Raw genomic sequence first — 19,033 nt, 5'->3', positions numbered from 1 at the left:
TGGCTCCTGTCGGAGTTAAACCTGTTGGGTATCCACAACCGCAGTAGATACCCGTGTGACCTGAACAACCACCCTCAGGCCCCCTAAGGCCGGGAGCCTGAGCTGGAAAAACGATTACTCGTCTTCCAGTTCGATATTGATACCGAGCGAGCGAATTTCCTTCAACAGTACATTGAAGGACTCCGGCATGCCTGGTTCCATACGGTGATCGCCATCCACGATGTTTTTGTACATCTTGGTACGGCCATTAACGTCATCCGACTTAACGGTGAGCATTTCTTGTAAGGTGTAAGCTGCGCCGTAGGCTTCCAGTGCCCACACTTCCATCTCACCGAAGCGTTGACCACCAAACTGCGCCTTGCCACCCAGCGGCTGCTGCGTCACCAAGCTGTAAGAACCGGTTGAACGGGCATGCATTTTATCGTCAACCAAGTGGTTCAGTTTCAACATGTACATGTAACCGACAGTAACCTGGCGTTCGAACTGCTCCCCAGTACGGCCATCGTACAGCGTAATCTGACCAGAGGTTGGGATGCCGCCCATTTCCAGCAGTTGTTTGATTTCCGTCTCTTTCGCACCATCGAACACTGGCGTTGCGATCGGCATTCCATTTTTCAGGTTCTCTGCCAGACGCAATACTTCATCGTCAGTGAAAGTGTTCAGGTCAACTTTCTGGCAAACGTCATCACCCAGATCGTAGGCCTTCTGGATGAACTCACGCAGTCTGGCCACTTCCTGTTGCTGCTTGAGCATTTGGTTGATCTTCTCACCAATGCCTTTTGCAGCCATACCCAGGTGAGTTTCCAGGATTTGGCCAATGTTCATACGTGATGGTACGCCCAGTGGATTCAGTACGATGTCTACCGGCGTGCCGTTTTCATCGTAAGGCATATCTTCGATCGGGTTGATCTTGGAAATAACACCTTTGTTACCGTGGCGACCTGCCATCTTGTCACCCGGTTGGATCTGACGTTTAACCGCCAAATAGACCTTAACGATTTTCAGCACGCCGGGTGCCAAATCATCGCCCTGAGTGATCTTGCGACGCTTGGCTTCCAGCTTCTTCTCGAAATCGGATTTCAGTTCGTCATATTGCTCCGCCAACTGTTCCAGTTGGTTTTGCTTCTCTTCCTCGGTCAAGCCCAGTTCCAGCCAGCGATCGCGTGGCAGCTTACTCAATTTCTCAGCTTCAACACCGCCAGCAACCAGCACCGCGTGGATACGTGCAAACAGGCCTGCTTCCAAGATCTGTAATTCTTCAGTCAGATCTTTCTTCACCTGTTTGAGCTGCATCTCTTCAATTTCCAACGCACGTTTGTCTTTTTCCACGCCATCGCGGGTGAAGACTTGCACATCGATAATCGTACCAGAGACGCCGTTGGGGACACGCAGTGAAGAGTCTTTAACGTCGGAGGCTTTCTCCCCGAAGATCGCACGCAGCAGCTTCTCTTCCGGTGTCAGTTGAGTTTCACCCTTCGGCGTTACCTTACCAACCAGAATGTCGCCACCGGTCACTTCAGCACCGATATAAACAATCCCGGATTCATCCAGTTTGGAGAGTGCGGCTTCACCCACGTTAGGGATGTCGGCAGTGATCTCTTCAGGCCCCAGCTTGGTATCACGAGATACGCATGCCAGTTCCTGAATGTGGATAGTGGTGAAGCGATCTTCCTGCACCACGCGTTCGGAGACCAAGATGGAATCTTCAAAGTTGTAGCCATTCCACGGCATGAAAGCGACACGCATGTTTTGACCCAGCGCCAGTTCACCCAGATCTGTAGATGGGCCATCCGCCAGCACGTCGCCACGCTCAATTGGCTCCCCCAGATTCACACAAGGCATCTGGTTGATGCAGGTGTTCTGGTTGGAACGCGTGTACTTAGTCAGGTTATAAATATCGATACCTGCTTCGCCTGGATACATCTCGTCTTCGTTAACTTTGATAACGATACGGGAAGCATCCACGTACTGGATCACTCCGCCGCGTTTAGCTACGGCGGTAACGCCGGAATCAACCGCTACAGCACGTTCCATACCGGTACCGACCAGCGGCTTGTCCGCACGCAGGGTTGGTACCGCCTGACGTTGCATGTTCGCACCCATCAATGCACGGTTGGCATCATCGTGTTCCAGGAATGGGATCAGTGAAGCACCAACGGAGACAACCTGCTGGGTGGATACGTCCATATAGTCAACCTGGTCACGGCTGAACAGGCTTGATTCGCCTTTGCTGCGACAGGTCACCAGATCTTCCACGAAGCGGCCATCATCATCCAAGTTGGAGTTCGCCTGAGCGATAACAAAGTTGCCTTCTTCAATAGCAGACAGATAGTTGATTTCATCGGTCACCATACCGTCACGCACGCGGCGGTACGGGGTTTCCAGGAAGCCATACTCGTTAGTCTGTGCGTACACGGACAAGGAGTTAATCAGACCGATGTTCGGCCCTTCCGGCGTCTCGATTGGGCATACGCGGCCATAGTGAGTCGGGTGGACGTCTCGAACTTCAAAGCCCGCACGTTCGCGAGTCAGACCACCTGGACCCAGTGCGGAAATACGACGCTTATGCGTGATCTCGGACAACGGGTTGTTCTGATCCATAAATTGAGACAGTTGGCTAGAGCCGAAGAACTCTTTCACCGCCGCCGAAATCGGCTTGGCGTTGATCATATCTTGAGGCATCAGGGTGTCCAGATCGCCCAGAGACAGACGTTCTTTAACCGCACGCTCAACACGCACCAGGCCGACACGGAACTGATTCTCAGCCATTTCGCCAACGGAACGGATACGACGGTTACCCAAGTGGTCGATGTCGTCTACTTCGCCTTTACCGTTACGGATATCAATGAGCTTCTTCATCACTTCAATGATGTCGTTTTTGCTCAAGATGCCCGAGCCTTCGATCTCGTCACGCAGCAGAGAACGGTTGAACTTCATACGGCCAACCGCAGACAGATCGTAGCGGTCTTCAGAGAAGAACAGGTTCTCGAACAGGCTTTCGGCAGCTTCGCGCGTTGGCGGCTCACCAGGGCGCATCATGCGGTAAATTTCTACCAGCGCGCTCAAGCGATCGCTGCTCGGATCGACGCGTAGAGTCTCAGAGATATAGGCACCGTGATCCAGATCGTTGGTGAACAGCGTTTCGATACATTTGTGTCCCGCCTGGCTCAGTTTGGCCAGCAGATCCAGTGACAACTCCATGTTGGCGGTACAGATCAGTTCACCGGTATTGGTATCAATATAGTCCTGCGCGACCACTTTGCCCGCGATGTACTCAACCGGTACTTCAATACTGTAAATTTCATCTTTTTCGAGCTGACGGATATGACGAGCGGTGATGCGACGGCCTTTCTCTACGTAGATTTTGCCGTTAGCTTCGATATCGAAGGAAGCGGTTTCACCACGCAGGCGCTCTGGAACTAGCTCCATTTGCAGCTTGTTACCACGGATCTCGAAAGTGATTTTGTCAAAGAACAGGTCAAGGATCTGTTCAGTGGTGTAGTTCAATGCCCGTAGGATGATGGTCGCTGGCAGCTTGCGGCGACGGTCAATACGCACGAACAGGTTGTCTTTCGGATCAAACTCAAAATCCAACCATGAACCACGGTAAGGGATGATGCGTGCGTTATACAGCACTTTACCCGATGAGTGAGTTTTCCCCTTATCGCTGTCAAAGAATACACCAGGACTGCGGTGCAACTGAGAGACGATAACCCGCTCAGTACCGTTGATCACAAAGGTACCGTTTTCGGTCATGAGCGGTATTTCGCCCATATAGACTTCTTGTTCCTTGATGTCTTTAACCGTACCTTCCGGGGCTTCACGCTCATAGATTACCAGACGCAGTTTTACGCGCAGCGGTGCAGAGAACGTTACACCACGGATCTGGCACTCTTTGACGTCGAACACCGGCTCACCAAGACGGTAGCTAACGTATTGCAGCTCCGAATTGCCACTGTAGCTTTGGATAGGGAAAACAGAACGGAAGGCGGCTTCTAGGCCGTACTGCCCCTCTGGATCTTGCTCGATAAACTTCTGGAACGAGTCAAGCTGGATAGAAAGGAGATAAGGTATGTCCAGAACTTGTGGACGCTTACCAAAATCCTTACGAATACGTTTTTTCTCGGTATAGGAGTAAACCATAGGGTTCCTCAGCTCGCTGGAAAGTCGAACCACTTTGTCCGCCCGAATAGGGAACGGCTCATGCAACACCATTTTGTCGACCGGAAAGCGGGAACACTTTCCGCAATACCTCTTTTCTATCACGCTTAAATCATTTCATTGCGCCGTGCGGCAGATTCAACTGAAGCAAAAGGGGCAGTATATTAAGTCGTCGATAGAAAAAGATATTAGGGTTAGCCAGTAGCCAAACAATGTGAAACTCTACCGACGCCCAACAGCGCAAAAAGGCTGGTGACCAAAAAGTCACCAGCCATCAGTCTGTTAAGCCAGACTGTACTCTGAAAAGTCAAACTTATTTAACTTCAACAGAAGCACCCGCTTCTTCCAGAGATTTTTTCAAAGCATCAGCATCGTCTTTGCTGATGCCTTCTTTCAGTACTGCTGGAGCAGATTCTACTAGGTCTTTAGCTTCTTTCAGACCCAGACCAGTTGCGCCACGTACTGCTTTGATAACAGCAACTTTGTTACCGCCAACAGCAGAAAGTACAACGTCGAACTCAGTTTTTTCTTCAGCAACTTCGGCTGGACCAGCAGCAACAGCCACGGCGGCAGCAGCAGAAACACCGAATTTTTCTTCCATAGCGGAAACCAGCTCAACAACATCCATGACGGACATAGCGGCAACGGCTTCCAAGATTTGGTCTTTAGTGATAGACATAACAATTGTTCCTAAAATTCAGAAATAGTTTAAATACGTTAGCAAAGGCTAAGAAAGAGAGTGGCTTATGCCGCTTCTTTCTGATCGCGCAGTGCAGCCAGAGTGCGAACCAGTTTGCCAGCAGCGGCTTCTTTCATGGTTGCCATCAGGCGTGCGATCGCTTCATCGTAAGTAGGCAGTGTCGCCAAGCGGTCAATTTGTGCCGCAGGGATCAACTCACCTTCAAAGGCCGCAGCTTTAACCTCGAATTCTGCATTCGCTTTTGCGAACTCTTTGAACAGACGAGCAGCAGCGCCCGGGTGTTCACTAGAGAATGCTATCAAGGTAGGACCGACAAACGTGTCTTTCAGGCATTCGAATGGAGTGCCCTCAACTACGCGACGCATCAGAGTGTTGCGAACAACACGCATGTAAACGCCAGCTTCACGACCTGCTTTACGCAGTTCAGTCATTTTATCAACGGTAACGCCGCGAGAATCCGCAACAACCGCAGACAGCGCGCCTTTGGCTACTTCGTTGACTTCAGCAACAATCGCTTGTTTGTCTTGAAGATTTAATGCCATTAGCTTTTTGCTCCTGGATTAGCCGGGGAACATCCCCGGGAACTCACTTCACTCAGCACCCGGTGAAAAATAAGGCGTTGAGCGCTTTAATACGGTGAGCAGAATCCAGTAAAGACCATAAAAAAATTCTTTAGGCTCTGTCACCGTCTACGCAGGAAGGATTAAGTACCTTTCGATACACCTGCGGTCTTGGACGGAGGCCTGGATAGGCCAGGCTCCAACCGAAAATTATTTTTGCTTCACTATGGAAAGGCTAATAGCGAAACCTTGGGGCATAGGATTCTAGACAAAACCCAACCCCAAGTCAAAGCGATAATCGCGAGGCGATCAGTTCGCTACAGCAGTCAAGCCGCTTTGATCGATAGCAACGCCAGCACCCATGGTGGTGGAAAGGCTAACTTTCTTGATGTACGTACCTTTAGCCTGAGATGGTTTTGCTTTTTTCAGCGCAACCAGCAGGGCCTCCAGGTTTTCTTTTAGCTTGTCTGACTCGAAATCAACCTTACCGATAGTGGTATGGATGATGCCATTTTTATCGTTACGGTAACGAACCTGCCCTGCTTTAGCGTTTTTCACCGCTTCAGCAACGTTCGGAGTCACAGTACCTACTTTCGGGTTTGGCATCAGGCCACGTGGCCCCAGGATCTGGCCCAATTGACCAACAACGCGCATTGCATCCGGAGAAGCAATAACAACGTCGAAGTTCATTTCGCCTTTCTTGATCGAGTCTGCCAGATCGTCCATACCTACCAGCTCTGCGCCAGCGGCTTTAGCTGCTTCGGCGTTAGGGCCTTGAGTAAATACTGCAACGCGAACGCTACGACCAGTGCCGTGTGGCAAAACGGTAGCGCCACGGACGTTTTGATCAGATTTACGCGCGTCGATACCCAGATTAACGGATACATCAACGCTTTCTACAAATTTAGCGGTGGCCAGCTCTTTCAGCAGAGCAACGGCTTCAGTGATGTCATACTGTTTAGTCGCATCAACTTTGTCACGGATCACACGCATGCGCTTGGTCAGCTTAGCCATCTCTTAATCCTCCACTACCAAACCCATGGAATGAGCAGTACCTTCGATGGAGCGAATCATCGCTTCAACGTCTGAACCAGTCATATCCGCAGCTTTGGTTTCTGCGATTTCACGTACCTGAGTACGCGTCACTTTACCGACTTTGTCTTTGTTCGGCTTGCCGGAACCAGACTTGATACCAGCCGCTTTTTTCAGCAAAACTGCTGCTGGCGGGGTTTTAGTCACAAAAGTGAAGGAGCGATCAGAATAAACGGTAATAACAACCGGGATCGGCAGACCTTTTTCAATGCTGTCAGTCTTAGCATTGAACGCCTTACAGAACTCCATGATGTTAACACCTTGCTGACCCAGAGCAGGGCCGACTGGCGGGCTTGGGTTAGCCATACCGGCTGCGACTTGCAGCTTAACGTAGGCTTGTACTTTCTTGGCCATTTAAACTTCCTCGATTTGGGTAGTATCGCCTCTTAAGAGGCTCCCCGTGTTCACCTCGCTCAAGACCATCAAGCAAGGCATCTAAAAACAAGAGGCGCGAAATTGTAGTTGAATTTCGTGCCCCTGACAAGTGGGAAAACGCCGCCAGCTATTGATCAACTCTCAACCTTTTTCAACCTGGCTAAAGTCCAGTTCCACCGGTGTCGCACGGCCAAAGATAGAAACAGAAACTTTCAGGCGGCTCTTCTCGTAATCCACTTCTTCGACCACACCGTTAAAGTCAGCAAACGGGCCATCGTTAACGCGAACCAGTTCACCTGGTTCAAACAGTGTTTTCGGACGCGGCTTATCACCCACCTGTTGCAGGCGATTCATGATCGCATCCACTTCTTTATCGCTGATCGGTGCCGGACGGTCTGAAGTACCGCCGATAAAGCCCATGACGCGTGGAACGCTACGCACCAAGTGCCAACTGGCGTCATTCATCACCATCTGCACCAATACATAGCCAGGGAAGAACTTGCGCTCGCTCTTACGACGTTGACCACCACGGATTTCAACCACTTCTTCCGTAGGCACCATCACTTCGCCGAACAGCTCTTCCATATCGTACAGTTTGATATGTTCACGCAGCGATTGCGCTACGCGACCTTCAAAACCGGAAAACGCCTGAACGACGTACCAGCGTTTTTTTGGAGCTTCAGACATTTTAGAACCTCAGGCCAGTAATAAACGAGACCAAACGAACCAGAACACCATCCAGCCCCCACAGAATCATTGACATCACGGCAGTTACCGCAGCAACAATCAACGTAGTATGTAGCGTTTCCTGACGAGTTGGCCAAATCACTTTACGCACTTCGGTTCGCGCTTCGCGCGCAAACGCAACTGTGGCTTTGCCTTTGGTGGTCATCAGCGCCACTGCACCTGCAACGGTGATGATCAGCACAACTGCCAGCGCACGCAATGGCAGGCTTAAATCACGATAGTAATAATTACCGACGATAGCCACAACCAACAGAATGGCAACGATCAGCCACTTAACCGCTTCCAGGCAGCGCCCGCTCCCTTGAGCCTCGGTATTCGCACTCATAAACCAACCTGTTACAATAATCCAAAACAAACCACTTTGCCTCGCAATGCGAGGCAAACCAAACCGATCAGATACTGTTTTGCCAGTATCTCGGCGTATACGCTATGACACATTAGCCACACACTTTAAGAGCCTATCTCACCAATGATTGTGACTGCAAGATCGCTGGTGAGATAGGTTCTTGTTCACAGCGTAGAAAAAGGGCATCAAATGATGCCCTTTTACCGCGCGTCGCGTCAAACGTTATCAGCGATTAAGCGATAACTTTAGCAACAACACCGGCACCAACGGTACGACCGCCTTCACGGATGGCAAAACGCAGGCCGTCATCCATCGCGATTGGGTGGATCAGGGTGACTTTCATGTTCACGTTATCACCTGGCATGACCATCTCGACACCTTCTGGCAGCTCAATGGTGCCGGTTACGTCAGTGGTACGGAAGTAGAACTGCGGGCGGTAACCTTTGAAGAATGGCGTGTGTCGGCCACCTTCCTCTTTGCTCAGGATGTACACTTCTGAATCAAACTGAGTGTGAGGCTTAATGGAGCCTGGTTTAGCCAGAACTTGACCACGTTCGATATCTTCACGCTTGATACCACGTAGCAGAACACCCACGTTCTCACCCGCACGGCCTTCGTCCAGCAGTTTGCGGAACATTTCAACGCCGGTACAGGTAGACTTAACGGTGTCTTTGATACCAACGATTTCAACTTCTTCGCCAACTTTGATGATGCCGCGCTCAACACGACCAGTAACAACGGTACCACGACCAGAGATGGAGAATACATCTTCGATCGGCAGCAGGAACGGCTTGTCGATAGCACGCTCTGGCTCTGGGATATAAGAATCCAGTGCTTCAGCCAGCTCAATAATTTTAGCTTCCCACTCCGCATCGCCTTCCAGTGCTTTCAGCGCAGAGCCACGAATCACCGGCAAGTCATCACCAGGGAAGTCGTAAGCAGACAGCAGTTCACGAACTTCCATTTCTACCAATTCCAACAATTCTTCATCATCAACCATATCGCACTTGTTCATGAATACGATGATGAAAGGAACGCCAACCTGACGACCCAGCAGGATGTGCTCACGGGTCTGAGGCATTGGGCCGTCAGTCGCAGCAACTACCAAGATAGCACCGTCCATCTGAGCAGCACCGGTGATCATGTTTTTCACGTAATCGGCGTGCCCTGGGCAGTCAACGTGCGCGTAGTGGCGTGTCGGGGTGTCATATTCAACGTGAGAAGTGTTGATGGTGATACCACGCGCTTTTTCTTCTGGTGCGTTATCAATCTGGTCGAAAGCGCGTGCGGAACCGCCGTAAGTTTTAGCCAAAACGGTGGTGATCGCGGCAGTCAAGGTGGTTTTACCGTGGTCAACGTGGCCGATAGTACCGACGTTAACGTGCGGTTTTGTACGTTCAAACTTTTCTTTAGACATCGATTGTCCCTCTAAGACACGGATAAATCGGTGGTATCACCACATCAACCAAGCATTTGCTCATTGAATTCAGAACAGAAAGAAAATCATAGGCGAGAAGAGTGAGAAGTGGTGCTAATAGGCAGATTCGAACTGCCGACCTCACCCTTACCAAGGGTGCGCTCTACCAACTGAGCTATATCAGCACGTCTTGGAGCGGGCAGTGGGAATCGAACCCACATCATCAGCTTGGAAGGCTGAGGTAATAGCCATTATACGATGCCCGCATCCTGGAACTCGGCTACCAGATTTTTCTGTAAAATTTAGGAATAGAGCAAGATTGTTTGTCACTTGGCTCTTATCTTTCGAGCCGACTGTGTTTAGCGCAGCAAAACCTAACCTCGCTAAATATTTTTCGCCTTTCCCTTTCGCATTGAACTAACTGCTGCGAGATTTACCGCGCTTTAGTCAATTGCCAAAGGCAAGATTTGGTGGTGGGGGAAGGATTCGAACCTTCGAAGTCTGTGACGGCAGATTTACAGTCTGCTCCCTTTGGCCGCTCGGGAACCCCACCAACTTTTAATTATTGCAACTTGAATGGTGCCGGCTACCGGAATCGAACTGGTGACCTACTGATTACAAGTCAGTTGCTCTACCAACTGAGCTAAGCCGGCATCAAGTGCAGCGCATTCTAGGTAGAGCTGGCGGCCTATGCAACAAAAAAATTGCGTTACGCGCACTTTCGCTCATAAATCAGCCAATTTTGCATACTATCTTGCAATTCATTGTCCACGACGTACAAACATTCATCAATCGCAGTCATCACTCTGTACAATTTTGCTCACCTTTTACCAGCGTTGCACCACCTCGTATTATCCGTATTGGTCGTCCCAAATCGATTAAGTCGGGGTGCCAAACCGTGAACGGGATCAATACACCAGAAAAGTGAAATCTACCCTGCGCCAAAGCATTAACGGCCATAAAACCCCACCTCTGTTACCACCGCCGCGCGCTTTAACATTCTGGCTCAGTTATTGCTTTCTTCATGATGCCCCTTTCATCTAGGAGAAATGACCGATGAAAAGTGTGTTGATAAACGCCGCCACGCTGCCCATTTACCACGATATACTGTCCCACCTGTTGACTGATGCAGTCACACATGGCACTTCGATGGGCTATGACACGCAGATCCTGCATGAAGATACCGAAAGCTATTTCCACAACCTGAAACTGACGCTCACCAAGGGGAGAATGCTGCTATGGATCGCTAGAGCCGAACGCAGTGTCATCGGTACCATGCAACTGGCACTGTGTCCAAAGCCCAACAGCCCCAACCATGTGAAGGTTTAAAAGCTGTTGGTTCATAGCCACACGCAACATCACAGCCTGTTGCACCGGCTCCGCCTCAGAAACGCTGTACCACTGCTGTCTGGGAGATCTGCCCGACTATGCCGCCATCCCGATGGCTACTATCACCCGACGGTGATTTATTACCAATGTCTGTTCGTGATTAACCAGCTTTCCCGCACTATCTATCACCAACTAGTGCGAAAACGGTATCATGGTTCCTGGATACCGCTGCACAATTGACATAAACTGCTGCAATCGACAACTTTTCGAAAAAAGTCTACGCCAAATACGCAGCTATCTATAATATGCAGTTTGTTTATTATCTGGAGTTGGCGTCCTACCGCCTTTCCCAACCTGCGTTAACAGGCAGAATTTGGCTTATGATAAAAAGAGATCAATCTTTAGCGACGCCTTATCTTCAGTTCGATCGTACCCAGTGGGCTGCATTGCGAGATTCGGTGCCGCTGACGTTGTCAGAAGAAGAGATCCTTAAACTGAAAGGGATAAACGAAGATCTCTCTTTGGATGAAGTGGCGCAGATTTATCTGCCGCTGTCGCGACTGCTGGACTTCTATATCAGCTCTAACCTACGCCGACAGGCGGTTCTCGAACAATTCCTCGGCACCGACGGGCAAAAAATTCCCTATATCATTGGCATTGCTGGCAGCGTCGCCGTGGGTAAGAGCACCACCGCACGCCTGTTGCAGGCGCTACTCAGCAGCTGGCCGGAGCACCGCAGCGTAGAGCTGATCACTACCGACGGATTCTTGCACCCCAACAAGGTGCTGAATGAACGCGGACTAATGAAGAAAAAGGGGTTCCCGCAATCTTACGATATGCGTAGTATGGTAAAATTCGTTTCAGAAGTGAAATCCGGTGCCAAACACGTAACGGCTCCGGTTTATTCGCATCTGATTTATGATGTAGTGCCTGATGGCAATAAGGTTATCGAACAACCGGATATTCTTATTCTGGAAGGACTCAACGTATTGCAGAGTGGGATGGATTATCCCCACGATCCGCACCGTGTATTTGTTTCCGACTTCGTTGATTTTTCAATCTACGTCGATGCGCCGGAAACATTACTGCAAAACTGGTATATCAACCGCTTCCTAAAATTCCGTCAGGGGGCGTTCTCCAACCCTGATTCTTATTTCCATAACTACTCTAAACTACCGGAGCCTGAAGCAGTCAATATCGCTACACAGCTATGGAATGAGATTAATGGCTTGAATTTGCAGCAAAACATACTGCCGACGCGTGAGCGAGCAAGCCTGATTATGACCAAGAGCGCCAACCATGCGGTAAAGAGCGTACGCTTAAGAAAATAATCCTGAGAAATACGAGGGGACTTCTGTCCCCTTAATTAAAATCTTTATTCCGCGCTGCGCAGAGATATTTCCCCACCAATAAAGGTTTTAATCACCCCCTGTTGATCGAGCAATAAAGCCCCCTGCTGATCGATGCCTCTAGCAATGCCAAAGATCTGCTGATCACCAATCAGCAACTTGACCGGCCGATCAATAAAGTTATCTAATGAGTGCCAACGCGCTACAAATGGCGTCAGTCCATCATTTTCAAACTGCTTCAACGACTGTCGCAGCTCATTGAGCAGGGTAGCGGCAAGCTCATTGCGATCGATGCTAATCCCTGCCTCCTGTAGGTTGATCCACCCCTGATTAATGGCGTCAGCATTGGTACCGCACATCGCCAAGTTTATGCCAGCTCCCATCACCAGATGAGCCGCATCACCAGTTTTTCCTGTCAATTCGACCAGGATACCCGCCAATTTGCGATCGTTAAGATACAAATCATTCGGCCACTTAACCCGAACATCCTCCGCACCTAGACGCTGTAAGACTTCGGCCATCACAATACCAATCACCAGGCTAAGCCCCATAGCAGCAGCTGGCCCCTGTTCCAAACGCCAGAACATCGATAGATATAGGTTAGTGCCAAAAGGTGAGACCCACTGCCGCCCGCGGCGGCCGCGGCCAGCCTGCTGATACTCGGCAATACAGGCGTCACCGGACTGAAGCATACAGATACGATCCAGCAAATATTGATTGGTTGAATCCACTACCGGCAACACAGTCACGCGTTTGTCTTCCAGCAGCTTGAGAATACGATCGGCTTCCAGCAATTGAATCGGGTTTGGAAGACTGTATCCCTTACCTGGCACGGTGAATACATCCACCCCCCACTCGCGGATAGTCTGGATATGCTTGTTAATCGCCGCCCGACTCATACCCAACGACTCACCGAGATGTTCCCCTGAATGGGAGCCGCCATCAGCTAACAGCGCAATCAGCTTCAACGGCACCTTGCTGTCTTTCATGACAACACCTCCACTGCATTCAACTCACCCATCACGCCGATAAAACGCACCTCAGGCTCCAACCATACATCGAATCTGGACGCTACTGTGTTACGCACATGGCGCGCCAGAGCGACGACATCCTGGCTGGTAGCATTATCCGCATTTACCAACACTAACGCCTGATGGCGATGTACGGCAGCCCCACCTACCCGATATCCCTTCAACTCGCATTGATCGATTAGCCAACCCGCAGCCAACTTAACCTGTCCATCTGCCTGCGGATAATGTGGCATACCCGGATACTGAGATATCAGTGATGCAGATTTCTCTGCACTCACCAGCGGATTTTTGAAGAAGCTGCCAGCATTCCCGATCTCACGGGGATCAGGCAGCTTACTGCGACGCATCGCACAAACGGAATCGAATATTTGACTCGGTGTCACAGTTACCGGATCCAGCTTAGTTAAATCTCCATACTCAAGCATTGGCCGCCACTTCTTGCTCAAGCACAAGCCAAGACCAACGATAATGTGTCCAGTCTGAAATTGATGTTTAAAAATGCTCTCACGGTAACCAAAACCACACTCAGCTACCGGAATACGATCAATAGCGCCGGTAAATAAATCCAAAAGATCGACATATTCACAAACGTTTTTCAATTCGATGCCGTAAGCACCGATATTCTGAATCGGTGCAGACCCCACTAAACCCGGGATCAGCGCCAGGTTTTCCAACCCGGCAATACCAACTTGCAGAGTGTGACAAACCAGATCGTGCCAATTCTCACCAGAGCCGACATGGAGGTGCCACGTATCCAGTTCCTCTCTGATATCTATGCCTTTTAATTGGTTGACCATCACCGTACCGGCAAAGTCTTCAAGAAACAGCACGTTGCTTCCCTCGCCGAGCACCAGCAGTGGCATCTGGCGCTTTTGCGTTTGTTGCCAGACTTTGAGCATTAATTCAATTCTATCTGCCAGAACCAGATGCGCTGCGTTGACCGGGAGCGCAAAAGTATTGTGATGTTTTAAAGACGCGCTTTCAATAGACATAATGTTCAATACCCATACGGAAATAATCTTCCACCTAGTCTACTCGATTCGACGCTTGTCGCTAATATTTGTTTTTAACTACTGCTATTTTAATCAGAATAATATCTGATGGAATACGGACTTTTCTTATTTAATCAGCGTTTTTTATATAAGGTAGGAGCGCTATAGATATAATTAATTATAAATCAATAAGTTATAAGATGTATCGCCATCAATATATATACTTCAGTTTATTTAAATATATTAAATATCTTATTATTATGGATAGATACCAGTCTTAATATTCCTTAAATAAATAGATAAATACCGATTAGCTTATTTTTATCATAACAAAAAAACCATGGTAATGCCGATCGTTTAAGAGTACTTGAACGATCCTGCCAGTAAGAGACAATCCGGGATCAGTCCTCTGCTCCAGGATTTAGTGATGCCTCCAATGAGTTGAACATGTATTTTTCAATGAAAGCCCTGATGACCTTTTCGTGGAATTCGACAGAGCGCGAAAAACAAATTATCTTGCGAGTCAGTCGTTTGATGCGGGTGTGCAATGTCAGATTATTGCGTTCAATACGCTGAGTAAAAATCTTTCCCGTCAGAGGCTTATCCTTCGGGACTGCTCTGCCATAACTGCCCCAGTCATCGCTGGTAAACATACCGACAGTAAATGGAACCAGTAACGCCAGTCGCTCCCGGTGGAGTTGCCAGGGCATTACGCCACTGCCCGACACACTCCATCAGCATCAGCAGTTAGTGAGAGGGCTGAACCGATAATTCGGTGTGCATATAAATCAACGACAAGTGCGAGATAGCCTCATTTGTCCTACAGGCGAATAAAACTGATATCGCCGTACCAGACGCGATTTAGTGCGACTGGGTTAAACTGCCGACGCAATAAGTTTGGCAAGGCCGGGCTGCTGTCATGGTTTATCCGGTCGCGGTGTTTAACCGGCTGACTACGTGTCAGCGTGCATTCCTTCCATCAGGCGTCGAACCAGCCATCGGCCTGCATCAACCCCACTCTGTCGCAGCATCTGGCTGATTGTTCGGCTACCTGCGGCACCACAACTGAGAACATGACATGTTCTCACCCGACTTCTTATTCCGACTCGTCGTACATCAATGGGCCGCTTCACCTGTGCCTAATCAACGCTACAGTGAACACCGAACAAATTACAGAGAACCCATATGGGCCACTTTGCTTTCAGCCATGTGATTAGCGCGAGCGTTTTCCGGGGGGGAGTGCTCATCAGCACGGCAGCCTGCTTTAGTATTGCTTTTTCCATCTCAAGACGCTATATCTGCGCTTTAAGCTGCTGAATTTCACGTTACTCAGGCGTAATAGCATTCCCAACCGACTCAATACCCTGAAGCGCTTGCTTATACAGTCGTATCCATTGACGCAAAGGATCAGGATTGAGTTCGTGTGCCTGGACGACTTCACCGGCATCGCGCTAGTCATTAACAACCTGCTCGATAGCGTCGAGTTTGAACTCCGGGGAAAATGTGCGTTTGGTTCGACGAGTTTTGATCATTCATCACCTCATGTTCACTGTTTAACACTAACAGGATTTAGACGTGTCCTGAATTACTGATCCACTACAGTTCCGACTCCAAACTGCCACAGTAAACCGTTCACTCTCGGTAACTCACAAAGCAAAAAGCCCCATGCTTTCGCATGAGGCTTTCTACTTTATTTGATGCCTGGCAGTGTCCTACTCTCACATGGGGAGACCCCACACTACCATCGGCGCTACGGCGTTTCACTGCTGAGTTCGGCATGGAATCAGGTGGGACCACCGCGCTATCGCCGCCAGGCAAAGTCTGTTTCATTCTCGGCCGTTACTCACGTAACCACCAGAACCAATCTCGGAACTCGCTGAAAATAACTCCACCCCTGCCTATAACACACCTTCGGTGTTGTAAGGTTAAGCCTCACGGCTCATTAGTACTGGTTAGCTCAAAGCATCGCTGCTCTTACACACCCAGCCTATCCACGTCTTCGTCTTAAACGTGCCTTCAGGGACCTCTCAGACCCAGGGAAGACTCATCTCGAGGCCAGTTTCGCGCTTAGATGCTTTCAGCGCTTATCTGTTCCGCACTTAGCTACCGGGCAATGCCATTGGCATGACAACCCGAACACCAGCGGTGCGTTCACTCCGGTCCTCTCGTACTAGGAGCAATCCCTCTCAATCTTCCTACGCCCACGGCAGATAGGGACCGAACTGTCTCACGACGTTCTAAACCCAGCTCGCGTACCACTTTAAATGGCGAACAGCCATACCCTTGGGACCTACTTCAGCCCCAGGATGTGATGAGCCGACATCGAGGTGCCAAACACCGCCGTCGATATGAACTCTTGGGCGGTATCAGCCTGTTATCCCCGGAGTACCTTTTATCCGTTGAGCGATGGCCCTTCCATTCAGAACCACCGGATCACTAAGACCTACTTTCGTACCTGCTCGAGCCGTCACTCTCGCAGTCAAGCCAGCTTATGCCTTTGCACTAAACTCACGATGTCCGACCGTGATTAGCTGACCTTCGTGCTCCTCCGTTACTCTTTGGGAGGAGACCGCCCCAGTCAAACTACCCACCAGACACTGTCCTCACCCCGGGTCACGGGGCAAAGTTAGAACATCAAACATTAAAGGGTGGTATTTCAAGGGTGGCTCCTCGCAGACTGGCGTCCACGATTCACTGCCTCCCACCTATCCTACACATCAAGGCTCCATGTTCAGTGTCAAGCTATAGTAAAGGTTCACGGGGTCTTTCCGTCTTGCCGCGGGTACACTGCATCTTCACAGCGAGTTCAATTTCACTGAGTCTCGGGTGGAGACAGCCTGGCCATCATTACGCCATTCGTGCAGGTCGGAACTTACCCGACAAGGAATTTCGCTACCTTAGGACCGTTATAGTTACGGCCGCCGTTTACTGGGGCTTCGATCAAGAGCTTCGCCTTGCGGCTAACCCCATCAATTAACCTTCCAGCACCGGGCAGGCGTCACACCGTATACGTCCACTTTCGTGTTGGCACAGTGCTGTGTTTTTATTAAACAGTTGCAGCCAGCTGGTCTCTGCGACTGGCTTCAGCTCCCTCCGATACGGAGTTCACCTACATGCCAGCGTGCCTTCTCCCGAAGTTACGGCACCATTTTGCCTAGTTCCTTCACCCGAGTTCTCTCAAGCGCCTCGGTATTCTCTACCTGACCACCTGTGTCGGTTTGGGGTACGATTAAAGGTGACCTGATGCTTAGAGGCTTTTCCTGGAAGCAGGGCATCAACAGCTTCTGCACCTTGGTGCATCGTCATCACGCCTCAGGGTTTCTGTATGGCGTTCCGGATTTACCCAAAACGCCCCCCTACACGCTTAAACCGGGACAACCGTCGCCCGGCCTGCCTAGCCTTCTCCGTCCCCCCTTCGCAGTCACACCCAGTACAGGAATATTAACCTGTTGCCCATCGACTACGCTTTTCAGCCTCGCCTTAGGGGTCGACTCACCCTGCCCCGATTAACGTTGGACAGGAACCCTTGGTCTTCCGGCGAGCGGGTTTTTCACCCGCTTTATCGTTACTTATGTCAGCATTCGCACTTCTGATACCTCCAGCACCCCTCACAGGACACCTTCAACGGCTTACAGAACGCTCCCCTACCCAACAACGCATCAGCGCCGCTGCCGCAGCTTCGGTGCATGGTTTAGCCCCGTTACATCTTCCGCGCAGGCCGACTCGACCAGTGAGCTATTACGCTTTCTTTCAATGATGGCTGCTTCTAAGCCAACATCCTGGCTGTCTGGGCCTTCCCACATCGTTTCCCACTTAACCATGACTTTGGGACCTTAGCTGGCGGTCTGGGTTGTTTCCCTCTTCACGACGGACGTTAGCACCCGCCGTGTGTCTCCCGTGATAACATGCTTCGGTATTCGCAGTTTGCATCGGGTTGGTAAGCCGGGATGGCCCCCTAGCCGAAACAGTGCTCTACCCCCGAAGATGAATTCACGAGGCGCTACCTAAATAGCTTTCGGGGAGAACCAGCTATCTCCCGGTTTGATTGGCCTTTCACCCCCAGCCACAGGTCATCCGCTAATTTTTCAACATTAGTCGGTTCGGTCCTCCAGGTGGTGTTACCCAACCTTCAACCTGCCCATGGCTAGATCACCGGGTTTCGGGTCTATACCTTGCAACTCTTCGCCCAGTTAAGACTCGGTTTCCCTACGGCTCCCCTATGCGGTTAACCTTGCTACAAAATATAAGTCGCTGACCCATTATACAAAAGGTACGCAGTCACACCTCAACGGTGCTCCCACTGCTTGTACGTACACGGTTTCAGGTTCTTTTTCACTCCCCTCGCCGGGGTTCTTTTCGCCTTTCCCTCACGGTACTGGTTCACTATCGGTCAGTCAGGAGTATTTAGCCTTGGAGGATGGTCCCCCCATATTCAGACAGGATGTCACGTGTCCCGCCCTACTCATCGAACTCACAGCCAGTGCATTTTTGTGTACGGGGCTATCACCCTTTACTGCGCGACTTTCCAGACGCTTCCACTAACACACCCGCTGATTCAGGTTCTGGGCTGGCCCCCGTTCGCTCGCCGCTACTGGGGGGATCTCGGTTGATTTCTTTTCCTCGGGGTACTTAGATGTTTCAGTTCCCCCGGTTCGCTTCGTCAAGCTATGTATTCACTTAACGATAGTGTGACGTATCACACTGGGTTTCCCCATTCGGGTATCGCCGGCTATAACGGTTCATATCACCTTACCGGCGCTTTTCGCAGATTAGCACGCCCTTCATCGCCTCTGACTGCCTAGGCATCCACCGTGTACGCTTAGTCACTTAACCTTACAACCCGAAGGTGTCTCACTTCGCATTGCAAACAGGTGAGTGTCACCATGACAGCTTGACCCTTACCCCAATACCTCTACGCAGGGATAAGCTTCAGC

The 19,033-nt window shown here is 50.3% G+C and carries 12 protein-coding genes, 4 tRNA genes, 2 rRNA genes and 2 pseudogenes; 2 read left to right on the top strand and 18 right to left on the bottom strand.

The genetic code is table 11. From position 1 onward, the window contains the following. Positions 1–114: 114 nt before the first annotated feature. The 12 genes from rpoB to SYMBAF_RS16190 form a co-directional block, all read right to left on the bottom strand. A complete protein-coding gene (gene rpoB, locus SYMBAF_RS16245; protein WP_040264641.1) occupies positions 115–4,143 on the bottom strand; it encodes a DNA-directed RNA polymerase subunit beta in 4,029 nt (1,342 codons plus the stop codon). Between the two features lie 331 nt (positions 4,144–4,474). Further along, positions 4,475–4,840: a 50S ribosomal protein L7/L12 gene (rplL, locus tag SYMBAF_RS16240; protein WP_006709800.1), complete on the bottom strand. Its 366-nt coding sequence runs from the start codon at positions 4,838–4,840 to the stop codon at positions 4,475–4,477. A 65-nt stretch (positions 4,841–4,905) separates the two neighbouring features. Next, positions 4,906–5,403, bottom strand: a complete 498-nt coding sequence (rplJ, locus tag SYMBAF_RS16235; RefSeq protein WP_006709801.1) for a 50S ribosomal protein L10 — start codon at positions 5,401–5,403, stop codon at positions 4,906–4,908. A gap of 327 nt (positions 5,404–5,730) precedes the next feature. Continuing rightward, complete coding sequence (rplA, locus tag SYMBAF_RS16230; protein ID WP_040264640.1) at positions 5,731–6,435, bottom strand: 50S ribosomal protein L1; 705 nt, start codon at positions 6,433–6,435, stop codon at positions 5,731–5,733. A 3-nt stretch (positions 6,436–6,438) separates the two neighbouring features. After that, complete coding sequence (rplK, locus tag SYMBAF_RS16225; protein ID WP_040264639.1) at positions 6,439–6,867, bottom strand: 50S ribosomal protein L11; 429 nt, start codon at positions 6,865–6,867, stop codon at positions 6,439–6,441. Positions 6,868–7,029: 162 nt separating this feature from the next. Next, the gene (gene nusG, locus SYMBAF_RS16220; RefSeq protein WP_006709804.1) at positions 7,030–7,575 is read right to left on the bottom strand and encodes a transcription termination/antitermination protein NusG; all 546 of its coding nucleotides are present in this window, start codon (positions 7,573–7,575) and stop codon (positions 7,030–7,032) included. A gap of 1 nt (position 7,576) precedes the next feature. Continuing rightward, positions 7,577–7,960 (bottom strand): preprotein translocase subunit SecE, encoded by a 384-nt coding sequence (secE, locus tag SYMBAF_RS16215; RefSeq protein ID WP_040264638.1) that lies wholly within the window; start codon positions 7,958–7,960, stop codon positions 7,577–7,579. Positions 7,961–8,213: 253 nt separating this feature from the next. Beyond that, the gene (tuf, locus tag SYMBAF_RS16210) at positions 8,214–9,398 is read right to left on the bottom strand and encodes an elongation factor Tu (RefSeq protein WP_040264637.1); all 1,185 of its coding nucleotides are present in this window, start codon (positions 9,396–9,398) and stop codon (positions 8,214–8,216) included. Positions 9,399–9,507: 109 nt separating this feature from the next. Next, positions 9,508–9,583: transfer RNA gene (locus SYMBAF_RS16205), tRNA-Thr, on the bottom strand. A gap of 6 nt (positions 9,584–9,589) precedes the next feature. Continuing rightward, positions 9,590–9,664: transfer RNA gene (locus tag SYMBAF_RS16200), tRNA-Gly, on the bottom strand. Positions 9,665–9,866: 202 nt separating this feature from the next. Continuing rightward, positions 9,867–9,951, bottom strand: a tRNA-Tyr gene (locus tag SYMBAF_RS16195). Between the two features lie 24 nt (positions 9,952–9,975). Then, positions 9,976–10,051 (bottom strand) — tRNA-Thr (locus tag SYMBAF_RS16190). A gap of 403 nt (positions 10,052–10,454) precedes the next feature. Here SYMBAF_RS16190 and SYMBAF_RS18575 point away from each other — a divergent pair. Then, positions 10,455–10,727 (top strand): hypothetical protein, encoded by a 273-nt coding sequence (locus tag SYMBAF_RS18575; RefSeq protein WP_175576942.1) that lies wholly within the window; start codon positions 10,455–10,457, stop codon positions 10,725–10,727. A gap of 380 nt (positions 10,728–11,107) precedes the next feature. Continuing rightward, positions 11,108–12,058 carry a type I pantothenate kinase gene (gene coaA, locus SYMBAF_RS16180; protein ID WP_040264636.1) on the top strand — a complete coding sequence of 317 codons (951 nt, stop codon included), beginning with the start codon at positions 11,108–11,110 and terminating at the stop codon, positions 12,056–12,058. A 44-nt stretch (positions 12,059–12,102) separates the two neighbouring features. Here coaA and birA read toward each other — a convergent pair whose 3' ends face one another. From birA to SYMBAF_RS16150, 6 genes and pseudogenes are all read right to left on the bottom strand, one after another. Next, positions 12,103–13,065: a bifunctional biotin--[acetyl-CoA-carboxylase] ligase/biotin operon repressor BirA gene (gene birA / locus SYMBAF_RS16175; RefSeq protein WP_040264635.1), complete on the bottom strand. Its 963-nt coding sequence runs from the start codon at positions 13,063–13,065 to the stop codon at positions 12,103–12,105. Next, entirely contained in the window at positions 13,062–14,099 is a 1,038-nt protein-coding gene (gene murB / locus SYMBAF_RS16170; protein WP_040264634.1) for a UDP-N-acetylmuramate dehydrogenase, read from the bottom strand. Before murB ends, birA begins: the two co-directional genes overlap by 4 nt. Before the next feature lie 401 nt (positions 14,100–14,500). Further along, positions 14,501–14,791 (bottom strand): annotated as a pseudogene (locus tag SYMBAF_RS16165) (IS1 family transposase); the annotation flags it as partial. Continuing rightward, positions 14,790–15,631, bottom strand: a pseudogene (locus tag SYMBAF_RS16160) (transposase); the annotation flags it as partial. The pseudogenes SYMBAF_RS16165 and SYMBAF_RS16160, both read right to left, overlap by 2 nt. 167 nt (positions 15,632–15,798) lie before the next feature. Beyond that, positions 15,799–15,914 (bottom strand): 5S ribosomal RNA (rrf, locus tag SYMBAF_RS16155). 106 nt (positions 15,915–16,020) lie between these two features. Beyond that, positions 16,021–18,932: ribosomal RNA gene (locus tag SYMBAF_RS16150) — 23S ribosomal RNA — on the bottom strand. Positions 18,933–19,033 lie beyond the last annotated feature (101 nt).

Origin of the sequence: Serratia symbiotica, from assembly GCF_000821185.2 — a bacterium.
Classification (GTDB): Bacteria; Pseudomonadota; Gammaproteobacteria; order Enterobacterales; family Enterobacteriaceae; genus Serratia; species Serratia symbiotica.
This window is presented reverse-complemented; position numbering and strand designations above follow the sequence as displayed.